The organism is Nocardioides sp. SLBN-35, from assembly GCF_006715725.1.
Lineage (GTDB): Bacteria > Actinomycetota > Actinomycetes > Propionibacteriales > Nocardioidaceae > Nocardioides.
On the sequence record NZ_VFNU01000001.1, the window covers coordinates 3,716,711 to 3,731,063 of the forward strand.

Annotated in this window: 15 protein-coding genes; 5 read left to right on the forward strand and 10 right to left on the reverse strand. The window is 72.3% G+C overall.

Annotation, left to right across the window (positions count from 1 at the left end; genetic code table 11):
- Positions 1–24: 24 nt before the first annotated feature.
- Complete coding sequence (locus tag FBY23_RS17955) at positions 25–975, forward strand: hypothetical protein (protein ID WP_141799386.1); 951 nt, start codon at positions 25–27, stop codon at positions 973–975.
- An 80-nt stretch (positions 976–1,055) separates the two neighbouring features.
- Here FBY23_RS17955 and FBY23_RS17960 read toward each other — a convergent pair whose 3' ends face one another.
- From FBY23_RS17960 to FBY23_RS17970, 3 genes are read right to left on the reverse strand one after another with little or no spacing between them, the layout of a single operon-like run.
- Complete coding sequence (locus tag FBY23_RS17960) at positions 1,056–1,625, reverse strand: dihydrofolate reductase family protein (protein ID WP_141799387.1); 570 nt, start codon at positions 1,623–1,625, stop codon at positions 1,056–1,058.
- 27 nt (positions 1,626–1,652) lie between these two features.
- Positions 1,653–2,876, reverse strand: coding sequence for a deoxyguanosinetriphosphate triphosphohydrolase (locus FBY23_RS17965; protein ID WP_141799388.1), 1,224 nt, complete (start codon positions 2,874–2,876; stop codon positions 1,653–1,655).
- The gene (locus FBY23_RS17970; RefSeq protein ID WP_141799389.1) at positions 2,803–4,077 is read right to left on the reverse strand and encodes an MFS transporter; all 1,275 of its coding nucleotides are present in this window, start codon (positions 4,075–4,077) and stop codon (positions 2,803–2,805) included. The genes FBY23_RS17965 and FBY23_RS17970 overlap by 74 nt, the downstream gene beginning before the upstream one ends.
- Positions 4,078–4,147: 70 nt before the next feature.
- Between FBY23_RS17970 and FBY23_RS17975 the strand changes: the two genes are divergently transcribed.
- Entirely contained in the window at positions 4,148–5,047 is a 900-nt protein-coding gene (locus FBY23_RS17975) for a LysR family transcriptional regulator (protein WP_141799390.1), read from the forward strand.
- Here FBY23_RS17975 and FBY23_RS17980 read toward each other — a convergent pair.
- The 5 genes from FBY23_RS17980 to FBY23_RS18000 all read right to left on the reverse strand — a co-directional run bounded on the left by FBY23_RS17980 (position 5,041) and on the right by FBY23_RS18000 (position 9,659).
- The gene (locus tag FBY23_RS17980) at positions 5,041–5,898 is read right to left on the reverse strand and encodes a hypothetical protein (RefSeq protein ID WP_141799391.1); all 858 of its coding nucleotides are present in this window, start codon (positions 5,896–5,898) and stop codon (positions 5,041–5,043) included. The genes FBY23_RS17975 and FBY23_RS17980 overlap by 7 nt on opposite strands.
- Positions 5,899–6,040: 142 nt before the next feature.
- The gene (dusB, locus tag FBY23_RS17985) at positions 6,041–7,183 is read right to left on the reverse strand and encodes a tRNA dihydrouridine synthase DusB (protein ID WP_141799392.1); all 1,143 of its coding nucleotides are present in this window, start codon (positions 7,181–7,183) and stop codon (positions 6,041–6,043) included.
- Complete coding sequence (locus tag FBY23_RS17990) at positions 7,180–7,881, reverse strand: hypothetical protein (RefSeq protein ID WP_141799393.1); 702 nt, start codon at positions 7,879–7,881, stop codon at positions 7,180–7,182. Before FBY23_RS17990 ends, dusB begins: the two co-directional genes overlap by 4 nt.
- Positions 7,875–9,272: a glycine--tRNA ligase gene (locus FBY23_RS17995; protein WP_141799394.1), complete on the reverse strand. Its 1,398-nt coding sequence runs from the start codon at positions 9,270–9,272 to the stop codon at positions 7,875–7,877. The genes FBY23_RS17990 and FBY23_RS17995 overlap by 7 nt, the downstream gene beginning before the upstream one ends.
- A gap of 72 nt (positions 9,273–9,344) precedes the next feature.
- Positions 9,345–9,659: an antibiotic biosynthesis monooxygenase gene (locus tag FBY23_RS18000; RefSeq protein ID WP_141799395.1), complete on the reverse strand. Its 315-nt coding sequence runs from the start codon at positions 9,657–9,659 to the stop codon at positions 9,345–9,347.
- Positions 9,660–9,730: 71 nt separating this feature from the next.
- On the opposite strand from FBY23_RS18000, the gene FBY23_RS18005 reads away from it, so the two are divergent.
- Genes FBY23_RS18005 through FBY23_RS18015 form a run of 3 tightly spaced genes read left to right on the forward strand, consistent with a single transcriptional unit; the run spans position 9,731 to position 12,494 of the window.
- Positions 9,731–10,690 (forward strand): metal ABC transporter substrate-binding protein, encoded by a 960-nt coding sequence (locus FBY23_RS18005; RefSeq protein WP_141799396.1) that lies wholly within the window; start codon positions 9,731–9,733, stop codon positions 10,688–10,690.
- Positions 10,687–11,490 carry a metal ABC transporter ATP-binding protein gene (locus FBY23_RS18010; RefSeq protein WP_141799397.1) on the forward strand — a complete coding sequence of 268 codons (804 nt, stop codon included), beginning with the start codon at positions 10,687–10,689 and terminating at the stop codon, positions 11,488–11,490. Before FBY23_RS18005 ends, FBY23_RS18010 begins: the two co-directional genes overlap by 4 nt.
- Entirely contained in the window at positions 11,487–12,494 is a 1,008-nt protein-coding gene (locus FBY23_RS18015) for a metal ABC transporter permease (protein ID WP_260806077.1), read from the forward strand. Before FBY23_RS18010 ends, FBY23_RS18015 begins: the two co-directional genes overlap by 4 nt.
- A 111-nt stretch (positions 12,495–12,605) precedes the next feature.
- Here FBY23_RS18015 and FBY23_RS18020 read toward each other — a convergent pair whose 3' ends face one another.
- Both FBY23_RS18020 and recO read right to left on the reverse strand, forming a co-directional pair.
- Positions 12,606–13,436, reverse strand: a complete 831-nt coding sequence (locus tag FBY23_RS18020; protein ID WP_141799398.1) for an isoprenyl transferase — start codon at positions 13,434–13,436, stop codon at positions 12,606–12,608.
- A 13-nt stretch (positions 13,437–13,449) separates the two neighbouring features.
- Positions 13,450–14,202, reverse strand: coding sequence for a DNA repair protein RecO (gene recO / locus FBY23_RS18025; protein WP_141799399.1), 753 nt, complete (start codon positions 14,200–14,202; stop codon positions 13,450–13,452).
- Positions 14,203–14,353 lie beyond the last annotated feature (151 nt).

A 14,353-nucleotide genomic window follows, 5' to 3' on the forward strand; every position in this document is an offset into this window, starting at 1 on the left:
AGTGATGAAGATGAAGGGAACACGATGAAGAACAAGCGGCAACTGGCTCCGTTGGCCGGCGCCCTCGCCCTGGTGGCGGGAGCGGCGACGTCCGCCGCACTCCTCACCGGCGGTACGGCGACCGCGGCGGGCACCCCGTCGTCTGCCTTCGGCCTCGAGCTGTCCATCGCCGGCAACGGGGTGATCCCACGGACTCCCGCCGTCAGCTCCACCGACGGCTCGCTCAAGACCGACTCCCTCATCGGCCTGCCCACCAACCCCGTCGCCAGCGGCGGCATCATCAACGCGTCCGCGCAGAACGGTGCAGCCACGGCCAGCGTCGCCGACCTCGCGGTCGGCGACGGCCTGCTGAAGACGCTCGACCCGCAGGGCACCCTCACCACCCAGCTCAACACGGTCTGCACGCAGATCACCTCACAGCTCGGCCCGGCCCTCGACCCGGTCAACACCCAGGTCCTCGGCCCGGTGCTCACGCAGCTGCAGGGCGTCCTCGACCAGGTCGGCACCGCGACCCAGGGCACGCCGCTCAACCTGAGCGCACTCGGCGCCCTCGACATCAGCAAGCTCACCAACGGCCAGCTCGGCGGCCTGTGCGACGTCCTCGCGGGCAAGCTGAAGCTGGTCGGCGCGGGCGCCGTCGAGGCCAAGTGCACCGGCAACACCGGCACCACCACGATCGCCGACCTCAAGGCCCTGGGCCTGCCGGTCAACGTCGACACCAAGAAGGCCAACCAGTCGGTCAAGATCCCCGACGTCGCGGGCGTGCCGCCGATCATCGAGCTCGTCGTCAACCGGCAGAGCGCGAACGCCGACGGCACCTTCACCGTGGACGCGCTCTACCTGAACCTGCTCGACCAGGTGAAGGTCACCGTCGCCTCGGCCACCTGCGGCAACGTGACCAGCGACAAGGCGCCGGTCCCCGGCGACGCGCCGCCGCCGAAGCCGGTCAAGGAGCACATCCCGGTCACCGGCTGACCCGGCACCACCGATCGAACCGACCGGCCCGTCGCGCACCAGCGCGACGGGCCGGTTCGCGTCACAGCCCGGATCCGGGCTCAGCCCTCGCGCACGGTCCGGTAGTGCAGGAAGACGACCCCGCTCCCGAAGGTGCGGCTCTCGACGAGCTCGACGTTCCTGCACACCGCGTCCTGGGGGACGTACGGCGTACCGCCGCCGACCAGGACCGGGTAGTACCGGATCCGGTACTCGTCGACGAGGCCCGCGGCGATGACCTGGGCCGCGAGGTCGGCGCCGCCGATGGCGATGTCGCCCTCCCCCGGCTCGGCCCGCAGCCGCTCGACCTCCTCGACCAGCCCGCCGGACAGCAGCCGCGCGTTGCCCTCGACCTCGGTGAGCGTCGTGGAGAACACGACCTTCGGGATGCGCCGCCAGCGGTGGGCGAACTCGGCCGTGGAGAAGCCGAGCCCGGGGACCTCCTCGGTGGTCTCCCAGACCAGCATCGACTCGTAGAGGCGGCGGCCCAGCAGGTGGGTGCCGACCCCGCCGACCTCCTCGGTGCTGAACCGGAACACCTCCTCGCTGGGCGCGGTCCAGGCGAACTCACCGTCGGGCCCGATGACGTAGCCGTCGAGGGAGACCCCCATCGAGTAGGTGACCTTGCGCATCGCGAGCTCCTGTCTCGTCGTACCTGCTCAGCCCAGTAGCCGGTCATGCCAGGCGACAGCGCTGGCGTCGGTCAGTGACGCGACCTGGTCGATGACGACCCGGGTCCGGGCCGCGTCGTCGGATGCGGCGTGCCAGTCGGCGGCGTACATCTCGTCCAGGGCGTCCGGCCCCCGATCGAGCAGCACCTCGACCAGGGCCGCGAGCAGCTCGCGCTGGCGGATCTGCAGCGCGACCCGGTCGGCGGCCTCCATGACGTAGTGCGCCGCGATCCCCTTGAGCACGGTGATCTCGGCCCACGTGTCGGCCGGGATCACCAGGTCGCCGGCGTAGCGCACGAACGGGCCCTCGGTCGCCGCGAACGTCGCCTGCTGCACGGCGCCGCAGAACCGGCCGATCAGGTCGCTGGTGAGGTTCTTCAGCGCGGCGAGGCCCGCCCGTCCGCCGTCGTACGGCGCCCGCGGCCAGCTCCCGACGGCCCGGAGCCGGTCGAGGACCGCGTCGAGCTCGGCGTCGGTCGCGTCGGGGCGGTACCAGACCCGGACCGTGTCCCACAGGGCCGGGGCGTCGAGCCGGGTCAGGTCGACCTTGCCGGCGACGGTGCCGTCCTCGACGTCGTGGACGGAGTAGGCGACGTCGTCGGCGAGGTCCATCACCTGCGCCTCCAGGCAGCGGCCGCCGGCAGGCGCGCCCGCCCGGAGCCACTCGAAGGCCGGCAGGTCGTCGTCGTACACCCCGAACTTGCCGGCATGCTCCGCCCCGCCGGCGCGGCCCCAGGGGTACTTGGTGCAGGCGTCGAGGGTGGCCCGAGTCAGGTTGAGCCCGGCACCCGGCGTCTTGGCCTCGAGCCGGGTCAGCAGGCGCAGGGTCTGGGCGTTGCCCTCGAACCCGCCGCAGCCCGTGGCCAGCTCGGCCAGCGCGCGCTCGCCGTTGTGGCCGAACGGCGGGTGGCCGAGGTCGTGCGCGAGCGCGGCCGTCTCGGTGATGTCGGGGTGGGTTCCCAGCGCGCGGGAGAGGTCGCGCGCGATCTGGGCGACCTCCAGGCTGTGGGTGAGCCGGTTGCGGACGAAGTCGTCGCTCTGCGGTCCGACCACCTGGGTCTTGGCCGCCAGCCGCCGGAAGGACGCCGCGTGCACCACGCGCGCCCGGTCGCGCTCGAACGGCAGCCGCTCGGGCGCCTCAACACGCTTCGGCGGCTCGGGCACGATCCGCTCGCGCGCGTGCGCGTCGTACCGCTGCTCGACCGGGTCCACGCAGCGACCCTAGCGGGGTCTCCGACGCCAGCGCGGCGATGCCGAGGCAGCCGGAGGCCATCGTGGCACCGAGGACCAGCCAGCCGACCGGGCCGAGCGTGAGGACCAGCGGCAGGGCGAGGCTGGGGCCGACGATGCGGGCGGCGCTGGTCGACATGGAGTACGCCGCCTGGTAGCGCCCCTCCGCCGCGGCCGGGACCTCGCTGAGCGCCACCCGCCAGGTGGCCAGGCCGCCGCCGATCTCGCCGACGGTCAGCGCGAGGACACCGGCGACCACCACGACGCTGAAGGCGATCGGCGAGTCGGTGCGAGCGGAGACCGCGAGCAGGGCACCTGCGGCGGCCAGGGCGATCGCGGCGGCGACGCCCGTGCGCACCGTGCTCCGCGTCGACGTGACCCGCGCGGCCCACCGCCGCTGCCCGGCGATCACCGCGACGGTGTTGAGCGCGAGCGCCACGGCGGGCAGCCAGGCCGGGCCGCCGGACCGGAGCACGACCCAGACGGGGAGGATGACCGAGAGCACCGGCATGGTGAGCTGGATCGCCGCCGCGAGCCCGAGGGCCGTCGCGAACCGGCGGTCGCGCAGGGCGAGCAGCATGCCGCCGGTGGCGGGGGCCGAGGTCCCGGCGCCGGGGCGCCGGCGTCCGGTCAGGGCGACGAGGAGGAGCGCGGCCAGGGCCATGGACACCGCGCCGACGCCGTACGCCGTCTCGGTGGTGGTCCCGAGGTCGACGGCGGCCAGGAGCGCGCCGATCGTGGTGCCGATGCCGATCCCGGCGTTCAACAGCATGTGCATGGTGGCCCGGATGGCCAGTCGGTCGGCCGGGTCGGCCCCCTCGACGGCGAGCGCCTGGCGTGCGGCGCCGGAGGCGGACTGCGCGACCGCGAAGGCGATCGCGGCCGCGGTGAATCCGGCGCCGGTGTCGGTGACGGCGTACCCGGCCAGGGCGAGCGAGGCCAGTGCCGAGAGCGCGGCCGCCGCACGCCCCAGGCCGAGCCGGTCGGTGAGCATGCCGAGCGGGACCGCCAGGGCGATGGCGGTGCCCGCGCCCAGCGCCAGGATGACGCCGACGGAGGCGGGCGGGAGGCCGAGGGTGACGGTGGCGTGCAGGACGATCGTGGAGAGCACGATGCCCTCGACCGTCGCGGTGCCGAGCTGGACGGTGCGGATCAGTCGCTGCTTCGCGGTCGTGGTGGTCATGACCTCAGCGTGCGCCGCAACAGTCCAGTAGTCCAACAGATGCTTCTACTGCTTGCTAGTATCAACGCTTATGGAGGTGCACCAGCTCCGCTACGCCGTGGCGGTCGCGGACGAGGGCTCGTTCACGGCCGCCGCCCAGGCCCTGCACGTCACCCAGTCCGGCGTCAGCGCCCAGGTCGCTCTGCTCGAGCGCGAGCTGGGCACCCGGCTCTTCGACCGCACACCCAAGGGCACCCGGGTGGCGCCCTCGGCCGCTCCGGTCCTCGACCAGATCCGGTACGTCGTCGCGGGGCTCGATCGCGTGCGGAGCACCGCGGACGAGGTCAACGGGCTGCTCAGCGGGACGGTCGCCGTCGGCGCGGTCGCCGGACTGAGCTGGCCGGCGTTCCTCGACGGGATCCAGTCGGTCCACGACGAGCACCCCGGCCTCGAGCTGTCCCTGCGCGAGGGTCGCTCCTTCGAGCTGCAGGCCGACGTCGCCGCGGGCCGTCTCGACCTGGCGCTGGTCTCCTGGCCGGACCAGCCGTTGGCCGGGCTCGCGTCCTGGGTGGCCCTCGACGAGCGCGTCGTGGTCGTCGTCGATCCTCGGCACCCGTGGGCCGGACGCACCGAGGTCTCCCCCGCCGAGCTGCTCGACGAGCAGGTGATCTGCACCTCCGAAGGCACCGGCATGCGGCTCGCCTACGCGACGCTGATGCGGGCCGAGGGCCTGCCGGCGCCGGTGACCTGGGACGTCACCTTGCCGACCACGGCTCGCGCACTGGCCGCGCGCGGTCTCGGCGTCGCCGTCGTGACCAGCTCGTCGGCGGACGCGCCGAGCGAGCTGCACCACGTCCGCGTCACCTCGACACAGGCCGACTCGCACCTGGGCCTGGTCTGGCGCGCCGACCCGGCGCCGTCGGCCGCCGCCCGGGCGACCCTGGCTGCGCTACGCGCCCACCTGGGGCAGGGTTCGAGGACCGGTCAGTAGACCGAGACGTGCACGTGGTCGTAGTGGTTGGCGGTGGCCGAGCCGCGGTTCGGCATGCCCCGCCAGCCCTCGCCGGCCCGCTCCACCGACCAGATCTTCTGCGAGTAGATGATGTAGGAGACGCCGAGCGCCGCGTAGTTGGCCCGCACGAACTCGGCGACCTTCCAGCCCTCGGAGCCCGAGATCATGATGTCGACGGCACGGCCGGTCTCGTGGTCCCCGGAGATCGAGGCACCGCGGAACGTGCCGTAGACGCTGATGTCGGGGAAGTTGGCGCAGACCGCCTCGTGGATCTTCTCGATGCTGGGGCTGACACCGGGCGACACCGACGTGCCGTTGGTGCAGCGCCCGCCCAGCGTCGGCGGCTTCTCGTCGGTGAAGTAGCCGGCCGTGACCCAGCGGGACTTGCCGTCGAGCACGATCTCGGCGCGCTCGCCGTACGTCCGCCCGGTGACGAGGACCCTCTCGCCCTCGTCGATCTCACCGATCTCCTTGGCCCGCTTGTCGGGGCGCGTCCACAGGTTGAGGGACGTGGAGGTCCAGCTCTTCTTCGCCCCGGCGATCGCCTGGGCGGTCGCTGCGTCGGAGAGCAGCGCGTCGAGCTTGGTGCCGATCGCGTCGGCGGAGCGGTCCGTGCTGCGGGAGATGAGGGGCACCCGGGTGCCGGTGTCGCCCACGGAGCCCGCGGCGGCCTTCGAGCGGTCGACCGCCACGAGGTCGGCGTCGGGGGCCGAGGAGTTGAGGACGCCTCCCGTGACGACCGCAGTGGTCGCGAGGGCGGCGAGGGAGCCGGCCAGCAGGGCGGCTCGGGGTGTACGTCGCGCGGTTTCCCGCTTGTGGCTGGTGGCCACGCGCTGATCCTTTGCTGTTGCTTGCAGATGCATCCCGAGAACCCTGACCTGGGCCAGAGCATCGTGCTACTAGAGCACAACGATCAAGCCTTCAACCAATTGGTGAGACCGCACGCTGGGGTGAGTCGGCTCACCCCACGACTCACCCACCCGTGGTCTCGTCGACGTCCTCGAGCACGCCCACACCGCCACCGGAGAGGCCGTCGGTGTCGTCGAGCCAGCCCTCCGGGAGCACGATCCTGGACCGCGGCGCGCCCTGCCGCCCGCGCGGGGCACCGAGCTCGGAGGCCGGGAACGGCTCAGCCGGGTCCAGCTCGGCGAGCAGCCGGTCCAGGGCTGCCAGCGAGTCGACCAGGCCCAGCGAGCGGCGCAGCTCGCCGCCGGCACGGAAGCCCTTGAGGTACCAGGTGACGTGCTTGCGGAACTCCTTGCAGCCGCGCTCCTCCCCCATGTGCTCGCACAGCAGCTCGGCATGCCGACGCATCATCGCGGCCACCTCGCCGAGGGTCGGCAGCGTCGTCTCCCCGACGCCGGCCTCGGAGAACGCGGCGGCCAGGTCGCGGAACAGCCAGGGCCGGCCCAGGCAACCGCGGCCGACGACGACGCCCGCGGCGCCGGTCTCCTCGACCATGCGCAGCGCGTCCGCAGCCTCCCAGATGTCGCCGTTGCCGAGGACCGGGATGTCGACGGCCGCGACCAGCTCAGCGATGGCGTCCCAGTCGGCCTGCCCGGAGTAGGCCTGCGCCACGGTCCGCCCGTGCAGCGCGATCGCGGCGACGCCTGTCTCCTGCGCGATGCGGCCGGCGTCGAGGAAGGTCAGGTGGTCGTCGTCGAGGCCCTTGCGGGTCTTCATCGTGACCGGGACGTCGTAGGGCGCCGCGGCGGCGACCGCCTCCTCGAGGATCGCGCCCAGCAGGTTGCGCTTCCACGGCAGGGCGCCACCGCCGCCCTTGCGGGTGACCTTGGGCACCGGGCAGCCGAAGTTGAGGTCGACATGGTTGACGCCCCATTCACCACACAACAGCTTCGTCGCCTGGCCGACGTACGTCGGGTCGGTGCCGTAGAGCTGGACCGAGCGGACCGTCTCGAGCTCGTCGAAGACCAGCATCCGCTTGGTCGTCTCGTCGCCCTCGACCAGCCCGCGACTGGTGATCATCTCGCAGACGTACAGCCCGGCGCCGTGCTCGGCACACAGCCGGCGGTAGGCGGCGTTGGTGATGCCGGCCATCGGGGCGAGCACCACCGGGGTGGGCACCTCGAGCGGGCCCAGGCGCAGTCCGGTCACGAGGCCTTCTCGTCGCTCTCGGCCGACTTCTCGGCCTTCTTGCCCTTCTTGCCCGGCTTCTTGACCTTGCTCAGCTCCCCGCTCCAGGTGACGGCGTCCAGGCCACCGAACGGCGGAAAGGACACGTTCACGAGCTCGTGGGTCGGGGCGATGAAGTAGACCTGGCACAGCTCGGCGCTCGCGCCGGCGGCGAACGGCGCCGGCAGCGGGTCGCCGGAGCAGACCGGCAGCTGGTCGGCGGTGTAGTAGTTGGGCGCCTCGAGGTTGGTGCCGTCGTCGGCCCACAGCACGTTGTCGAGCCGCAGCCCGCCGAGGTCGGTGTCGCCGACGTTGGTGACCCTGACCCGGACGAAGTACGGCGTGCGCGCGGCGGTGGCCGCGTCGACGTTCCAGCCCGGGAACGACTTCTGGAACGAGGTCCGCTCGATCCGCTCGACGGTCACCGCAAGCACCCCGACCTCGTCCTGGCGTCGCTGGAACGCCACGACGCCCTCCGTACCGAGCGCGAGCGACGTGCCCGGCTCGGTGAGGGTGACGTCGTCGGGCACGGGAAGGTAGTCGGCCGGCGCCGTGGTCGTGGCGCTCGCGGTCGGCTTCGCCTTCCTCGCATCCTTCGAGTCGTCCGATCCGCAGCCCGAGAGACCGGCGGCCACCGCGAGGGCGAGCGCCGGCACGGCGACGGACCGGAGGCTCAGCACCCGACGAGCCGCTCGGCGAAGTAGGACGTCAGCTTGGTCAGCGAGACCCGCTCCTGGGACATGGTGTCGCGGTCGCGGACGGTGACGGCCTGGTCCTCGAGGGTGTCGAAGTCGACGGTGACGCAGTACGGCGTACCGATCTCGTCCTGGCGGCGGTAGCGCTTGCCGATCGCGCCGGCGTCGTCGAAGTCGACGTTCCACAGGGCACGCAGCTCGGTGGCGACGGCCTTGGCCTTCGGGGTGAGGTCCTCGTTGCGGCTCAGCGGCAGCACCGCGGCCTTGACCGGGGCCAGGCGCGGGTCGAGCCGCAGCACGGTCCGCTTGTCGACGCCGCCCTTGGTGTTGGGGGCCTCGTCCTCGGCGTACGCGTCGACGAGGAAGGTCATCAGGCTGCGCGAGAGGCCTGCTGCGGGCTCGATGACGTAGGGGACGTAGCGGGTGTTGGAGGCCTGGTCGAAGTAGGACAGGTCCTTGCCCGACGCCTCGGCGTGGGTCGACAGGTCGAAGTCGGTGCGGTTGGCGATGCCCTCGAGCTCACCCCACTCGGAGCCGGCGAACCGGAAGCGGTACTCGATGTCGACGGTCCGCTTGGAGTAGTGGGAGAGCTTCTCCTTGGCGTGCTCGTAGTGGCGCAGGTTGTCGGGGTTGATGCCGAGGTCGGTGTACCACTGCGTGCGGGTGTCGATCCAGTACTGGTGCCACTCCTCGTCCTCACCCGGCTTGACGAAGAACTCCATCTCCATCTGCTCGAACTCGCGGGTGCGGAAGATGAAGTTGCCCGGCGTGATCTCGTTGCGGAAGCTCTTGCCGATCTGCGCGATGCCGAACGGGGGCTTCATCCGCTGCGAGGTCACCACGTTGGCGAAGTTGAGGAAGATGCCCTGCGCGGTCTCGGGGCGCAGGTAGTGCAGGCCCGACTCGTCCTCGATGACGCCGAGGTAGGTCTTGAGCAGGCCGGAGAACTGGCGCGGCTCGGTCCAGGCGCCGCGGCTGCCGCAGTTGGGGCACGCGATGTCCGACATCGGGACCGTGTCGGGGTCCTCGATCCCCTTCTTCTCGGCGTACGCCTCCTGCAGGTGGTCGGCGCGGAACCGCTTGTGGCACGACTGGCACTCGGTCAGCGGGTCGGTGAACGTCGCGACGTGGCCGGACGCCTCCCAGGTCTGCCGCGGCAGGATCACGCTGGAGTCGAGGCCGACGACGTCGTCGCGGCTCTGCACCATCGAGCGCCACCACTGGCGCTTGATGTTCTCCTTGAGCTCCACGCCCAGCGGGCCGTAGTCCCAGGCCGAGCGGGTGCCGCCGTAGATCTCGCCACAGGGGTAGACGAAGCCTCGGCGCTTCGCGAGGGAGACGACCTGGTCGACGGTGGACGGGGGCGGCTTGGCCACGGTGGATTCCTTGCGTGGGACGAGCCCGGCTGGCTGCCGAGCGGGTTTGTGATGGTGTCGCGGAGCGAGTGCCTAGGTTACGCGAGGCTCCACCACATTGAGGACTCCGCCGGGCTCCACGACCTCGTAGGCACCGGGCTCGTCGACGGCCCGGCTGAGCACGGGGACGCCGTGCAGCTTGAGGTCGTACGTCGACAGCGCGCGCCGGTAGGCGCCGACGTTGGCCCAGCGTGTGGTGAGGGTCCACAGGTCCGGGTCGTCGAGGTTGCGGCCGACCCAGCCCTCGACGTACCCGGTCTGGGCGGCGAGGAGCCCGTGGACGAGCTCGAGCTCGGCCCGGAGTCCGGCCGGGTCCTGGCCTGCGCGGAAGCGGTTCACGACGAGCACGGCCGCACTCTACGCACGCGAGCGCCGGCGTCGGCTTGACCGACAGCCGCCAACGGTTGAGAATGATTCTCATGCGCTTGTCTTCCGGCCTCGTCGCCCTGTCCTCGCTCGCCCTGCTCGCCTCCGGCTGCTCCGCCTTCAGTGACGACACGAAGGGCGACGACGGCAAGGTGAGCGTGGCGGCCGCCTTCTACCCGCTGGCGTACGTCGCCGAGCGGGTCACCGAGGGCACCGGCGCACGGGTGGACCTGCTCACCCAGCCCGGTACCGAGCCGCACGACCTCGAGCTGACCATCAAGGAGACCGCGGACCTGGCCGACGCCGACCTGGTCGTCTACGAGTCGGGCTTCCAGCCCGCCGTCGACGACGCGGTCGAGCAGAACGCCACCGGCGCAACGGTCGACGCGACGAAGGTCGTCGACCCGCTGCCGTTCGAGGAGCACGCCGACGAGCACGCCGAGCACTCCGACGAGGAGGAGCACTCCGGCGAGGAGGAGCACGACCACGACCACGGCGACCTCGACCCGCACTTCTGGCAGGACCCGCTGCGGGTCGCCGACCTCGCCGACGCGGTCGCCGACGAGCTCGCGGGCGTCGACGCGGACCATGCCGACGCCTACCGGGAGAACGCGGCGGCGCTGCGGGCCGACCTGACCACGCTCGACGAGTCCTATGCCGCTGGTCTGGCCGACTGCGATCGTGACACCATCGTGGTGTCCCACGACGCGTTCGGCTACCTGGAGAAGTACGGCCTCCACGTCGCTTCGATCGTGGGCCTCTCCCCCGACGCCGAGCCGACCGGTGCGGTGCTCGGGGAGCTGCAGGACCTCATCAAGACGGAAGGCATCACCACGGTGTTCAGCGAGCCGCTCAAGCCGGCGCTCGGCGCGAGCTTCGCCGACGACCTCGGCCTGACCAACGGAGTGCTCGACCCGGTGGAGGGCCTCACCGACGCCACCGCCGACGAGGACTACCTGTCGCTGATGAAGACCAACCTCGCCACCCTGCGCTCCGCGAACGGCTGTCGATGAGCGCAGTGCCCGCTGTCGAGGTCCGTGACGCCAGCGTCGCCCTGGGCGGACGCCCGGTGCTGCGCGGCATCGACGTGGCCGTCGTACCTGGTGACTTCGTGGCCCTGATGGGCGCCAACGGCTCCGGGAAGTCCACGCTGGTGCGGGCGATGGTCGGACTGCGGCCGCTGATCGGCGGCGAGGTGCGGCTGTTCGGCACCCCGCTCGAGGAGTACGACGCGTGGAGCCGGATCGGCTACGTCCCCCAGCGCGCCACCGCCGGCTCCGGCATCCCGGCCTCCGTGTGGGAGGTGGTCGCCGCCGGCCGGCTGACCCGGCGCCGCCTGCTGCGCCCGCTGTCGAAGGCGGACCGCGCGGCCATCGACGACGCGCTCGAGGTGGTCGGGCTCGCCGACCGCCGCCGCGACGCCGTCACCAACCTGTCCGGCGGCCAGCAGCAGCGGGTGCTCATCGCCCGTGCGCTGGCCGGCGAGCCGGAGCTGTTCTTCCTCGACGAGCCGACCGCGGGCGTCGACCTGCCCAACCAGCAGGTGCTCGCCGACACCCTGCGCCGGCTCAAGGAGCGCGGCGCGACCATCGTTCTCGTCGCCCACGAGCTCGGCCCGCTGGCCCCCCTCGTCGACCGGGCCGTCGTGCTCCGCGACGGCCGCGTGGCCTACGACGGCGCCGCGCTGCGCGACCACGAGGTGCACCAGCCGTGGTTCGCCGAGCCCCACACGCACCACCACCATCACGACCCCGTCCCCCATCCGTCGACGCCGCTGGGGACCGAGCCGCACCTGCCGGGAGACCGCCTGTGAGCGCCCTCGAGCTGTTCAGCCAGCCGTTCATGCAGCGCGCGCTCATCGCCGCGCTGCTCACCGGCCTGGCCGCGCCGGCGATCGGCACCTTCCTGGTCCAGCGCCGGCTCGCGCTGATGGGCGACGGGATCGGGCACGTCGCCGTCACCGGCGTCGCGATCGGTCTCGCTACGGGCGCGTCCCCGCTGTGGACGGCGGTCCTGGTCGCGGTCCTCGGCGCGGTGCTGATCGAGGTGATCCGCGAGCGCGGCCAGACCAACGGCGACGTCGCGCTGGCGCTGCTGTTCTACGGCGGCCTGGCCGGCGGCGTGTTCGTCAGCGGACTGGCCGGGCAGAGTGCCGCTGCGCTCAACCGCTTCCTCTTCGGCTCGCTGACCACCATCTCCTCGGGAGACGTGCTGATCACCATGGTGCTCGCGATCGCGGTCGTCGGGCTGTGCGTGGGGCTCGCTCCGCAGCTGTTCGCGGTCGCCCAGGACCAGGAGTTCGCCCGGGTCGCCGGGCTGCGGGTGCGCGTCTACAACGTGCTCGTCGCCGTGCTGGCCGCCGTGTCGGTCACCGTCGCCATGCGCACCGTCGGCCTGCTCCTCGTGTCCGCCCTGATGGTCGTCCCCGTCGCCACCGCCCAGCAGCTCACCCGCTCCTTCCGCACCACCATCGGCGCCGCCATGGTCCTCGGCACCCTCGCCTCGGTCGGCGGGCTGGTCGCGGCCACCTTCGCGTCGTACCAGGCGACCGTCGCGCCCGGCCCGACGATCGTGCTGCTCGCCCTCGCCTGCTACGCCGTCGCCTGGCCGATCGGCATCTGGCAGCGTCACCGTGCCCGCCTGCGCGAGCCGTTCGCGGCCGGTCAGGCCGCGCCGTCACACGAGGCGTGCGGCGAGCACCCGCATGCCCACGGGCCGGGGTGCGGGCACCTCGCCGTACCCCACGACGACCACGTCGACTACGTGCACGACGGGCACCGGCATGCCGTGCACGGCGGGCACTACGACGAGCACTGACCCGCGCGCTGGGTCCCTCAAGTCGTTCGATCGAACGGTTCGAGGGAGTTTGCGAGCCAGAACTCCCCCGGACCGTTCGATCGAACGGTTCGGGGGGCGCACCAGTCCCGATCAGACGGCCGGGTTCGGCTCCGCGCCGCCGTAGCGCCGGTCCCGGCGGGCGTACTCGTCGATGGCGGCCCACAGGTGACGGCGGTCGACGTCGGGCCAGAGCACGTCGGAGAAGACGAACTCGGAGTAGGCGGCCTGGTAGAGCATGAAGTTCGAGAGCCGCTGCTCGCCGGAGGTGCGCCAGATCAGGTCGGCGTCGGGGAGCTCGGGAACGTAGAGGTAGCGGCCGAGCGTCTTCTCGTCGACCTTGTCGGGGTTGATCCGCCCCGCGGCCACGTCCCGGGCGAGCCCGCGCGCGGCGTCGCCGAGCTCGGAGCGGCCGCCGTAGTTGACGCACATGGTCAGCGTGAGGACGTCGTTGTGCTTGGTCATCTCCTCGGCGACCTGGAGCTCGGTGATGACCGACTTCCACAGCCGCGGTGCGCGACCGGCCCACCGGACCCGGACCCCGAGCTCGTGCATCTCGTCGCGACGGCGGCGGATCACGTCGCGGTTGAAGCCCATGAGGAACTTGACCTCCTCGGGGCTGCGCGACCAGTTCTCGGTGGAGAAGGCGTACGCCGAGATCGCCTTCACGCCGATCTCGATCGCGCCCTCGACCACGTCGAACAGGCTCGACTCCCCCTCCTCGTGGCCCTTCGTGCGTGGCAACCCGCGCTCCTTGGCCCAGCGGCCGTTGCCGTCCATCACGACCGCGACGTGGTGCGGGACCAGCTCGGCGGGTACGGCGGGCGGCCGGGCACCCGAGGGGTGCGGCGTGGGCGGGCGGACCGGGCCCCGGGTGGCGGCAGCGGCCGCGGCGGCGCGGGTACGACGGGTGGAGCGGGTCACGGGGAGCAGTCTGTCAGCGCTCGACGTACGCCAGCGACCGGAGGCCCCGCTCCAGCTGCCACTGCACGAACGCGGCGACCAGGCCGCTGGCCTCACGGACGTGGCGCGGGTCGGCCGCCTCGATGACCGACCAGTCGCCGGAGAGCAGGCCGCCGAGCAGGGTGAGAGTCTCGGCGGCGGGCGTGGCGGAGCCGGGGATCCGGCACGTCGAGCAGAGCACGCCGCCCATCGACGGGTTGAACCAGCGGTGATGGCCGAGCTCGCCGGTCGCGGTCACGGGCGGTCGACCGCAGTGGGCGCAGTCGACGAAGGCCGGGGCGTAGCCGGCGATGGCGAGCGCGCGCAGCAGGTAGGAGTCGAGGACGTGGCACTGGTTGCGGGTGCCTGCCGCCATCGCGTTGAGCCCGCCGAGCAGCAGCGTGAACTGCTGGCGCGCGGGCTCGCGCTCCTCGACCACCAGCCGCTCGGCGGTCTCCAGCATCGCGGTGCCGGCGGTGTAGCGGTCGTAGTCGGCGCCCAGCGGGGCGGCGTACGCGGCCCGGGTCTCGGCCTGGGTGATCGTGTCGAGGTTGCGCCCCTCGGCGAGCTGCAGGTCGACGTGGGTGAACGGCTCGAGGCGCGAGCCCCACCGCGACGTCGTACGGCGCACGCCCTTGGCGACCGCACGGACCACGCCGTGCTCGCGGGTCAGCAGCGTGACGATGCGGTCCGCCTCACCCAGCTTGCGGGTGCGCAGGACGATCGCCTCGTCGCGGTAGAGCGGCACCCCACCATTGTGCGGCCTCGGGCGTGACGAAGCGCGTCGCCACCCCGCCGACGGTGATTCACGATCCCCTCACCTGGGGCTGGGGTCCCGGCCGCATGGTCGCGAAGGACCACCTCGCCTCGTCCGGCCGCGGGTGTGCCGACCCCTCGAC

Coding starts and splice junctions, on each gene's coding strand:
- FBY23_RS17955 (WP_141799386.1), top strand. CDS start 25: ATGAAGAACAAGCGGCAACTGGCTCCGTTGGCCGGCGCCCTCGCCCTG.
- FBY23_RS17960 (WP_141799387.1), bottom strand. CDS start 1,625: ATGCGCAAGGTCACCTACTCGATGGGGGTCTCCCTCGACGGCTACGTC.
- FBY23_RS17970 (WP_141799389.1), bottom strand. CDS start 4,077: ATGACCACCACGACCGCGAAGCAGCGACTGATCCGCACCGTCCAGCTC.
- FBY23_RS17975 (WP_141799390.1), top strand. CDS start 4,148: ATGGAGGTGCACCAGCTCCGCTACGCCGTGGCGGTCGCGGACGAGGGC.
- FBY23_RS18005 (WP_141799396.1), top strand. CDS start 9,731: ATGCGCTTGTCTTCCGGCCTCGTCGCCCTGTCCTCGCTCGCCCTGCTC.
- FBY23_RS18010 (WP_141799397.1), top strand. CDS start 10,687: ATGAGCGCAGTGCCCGCTGTCGAGGTCCGTGACGCCAGCGTCGCCCTG.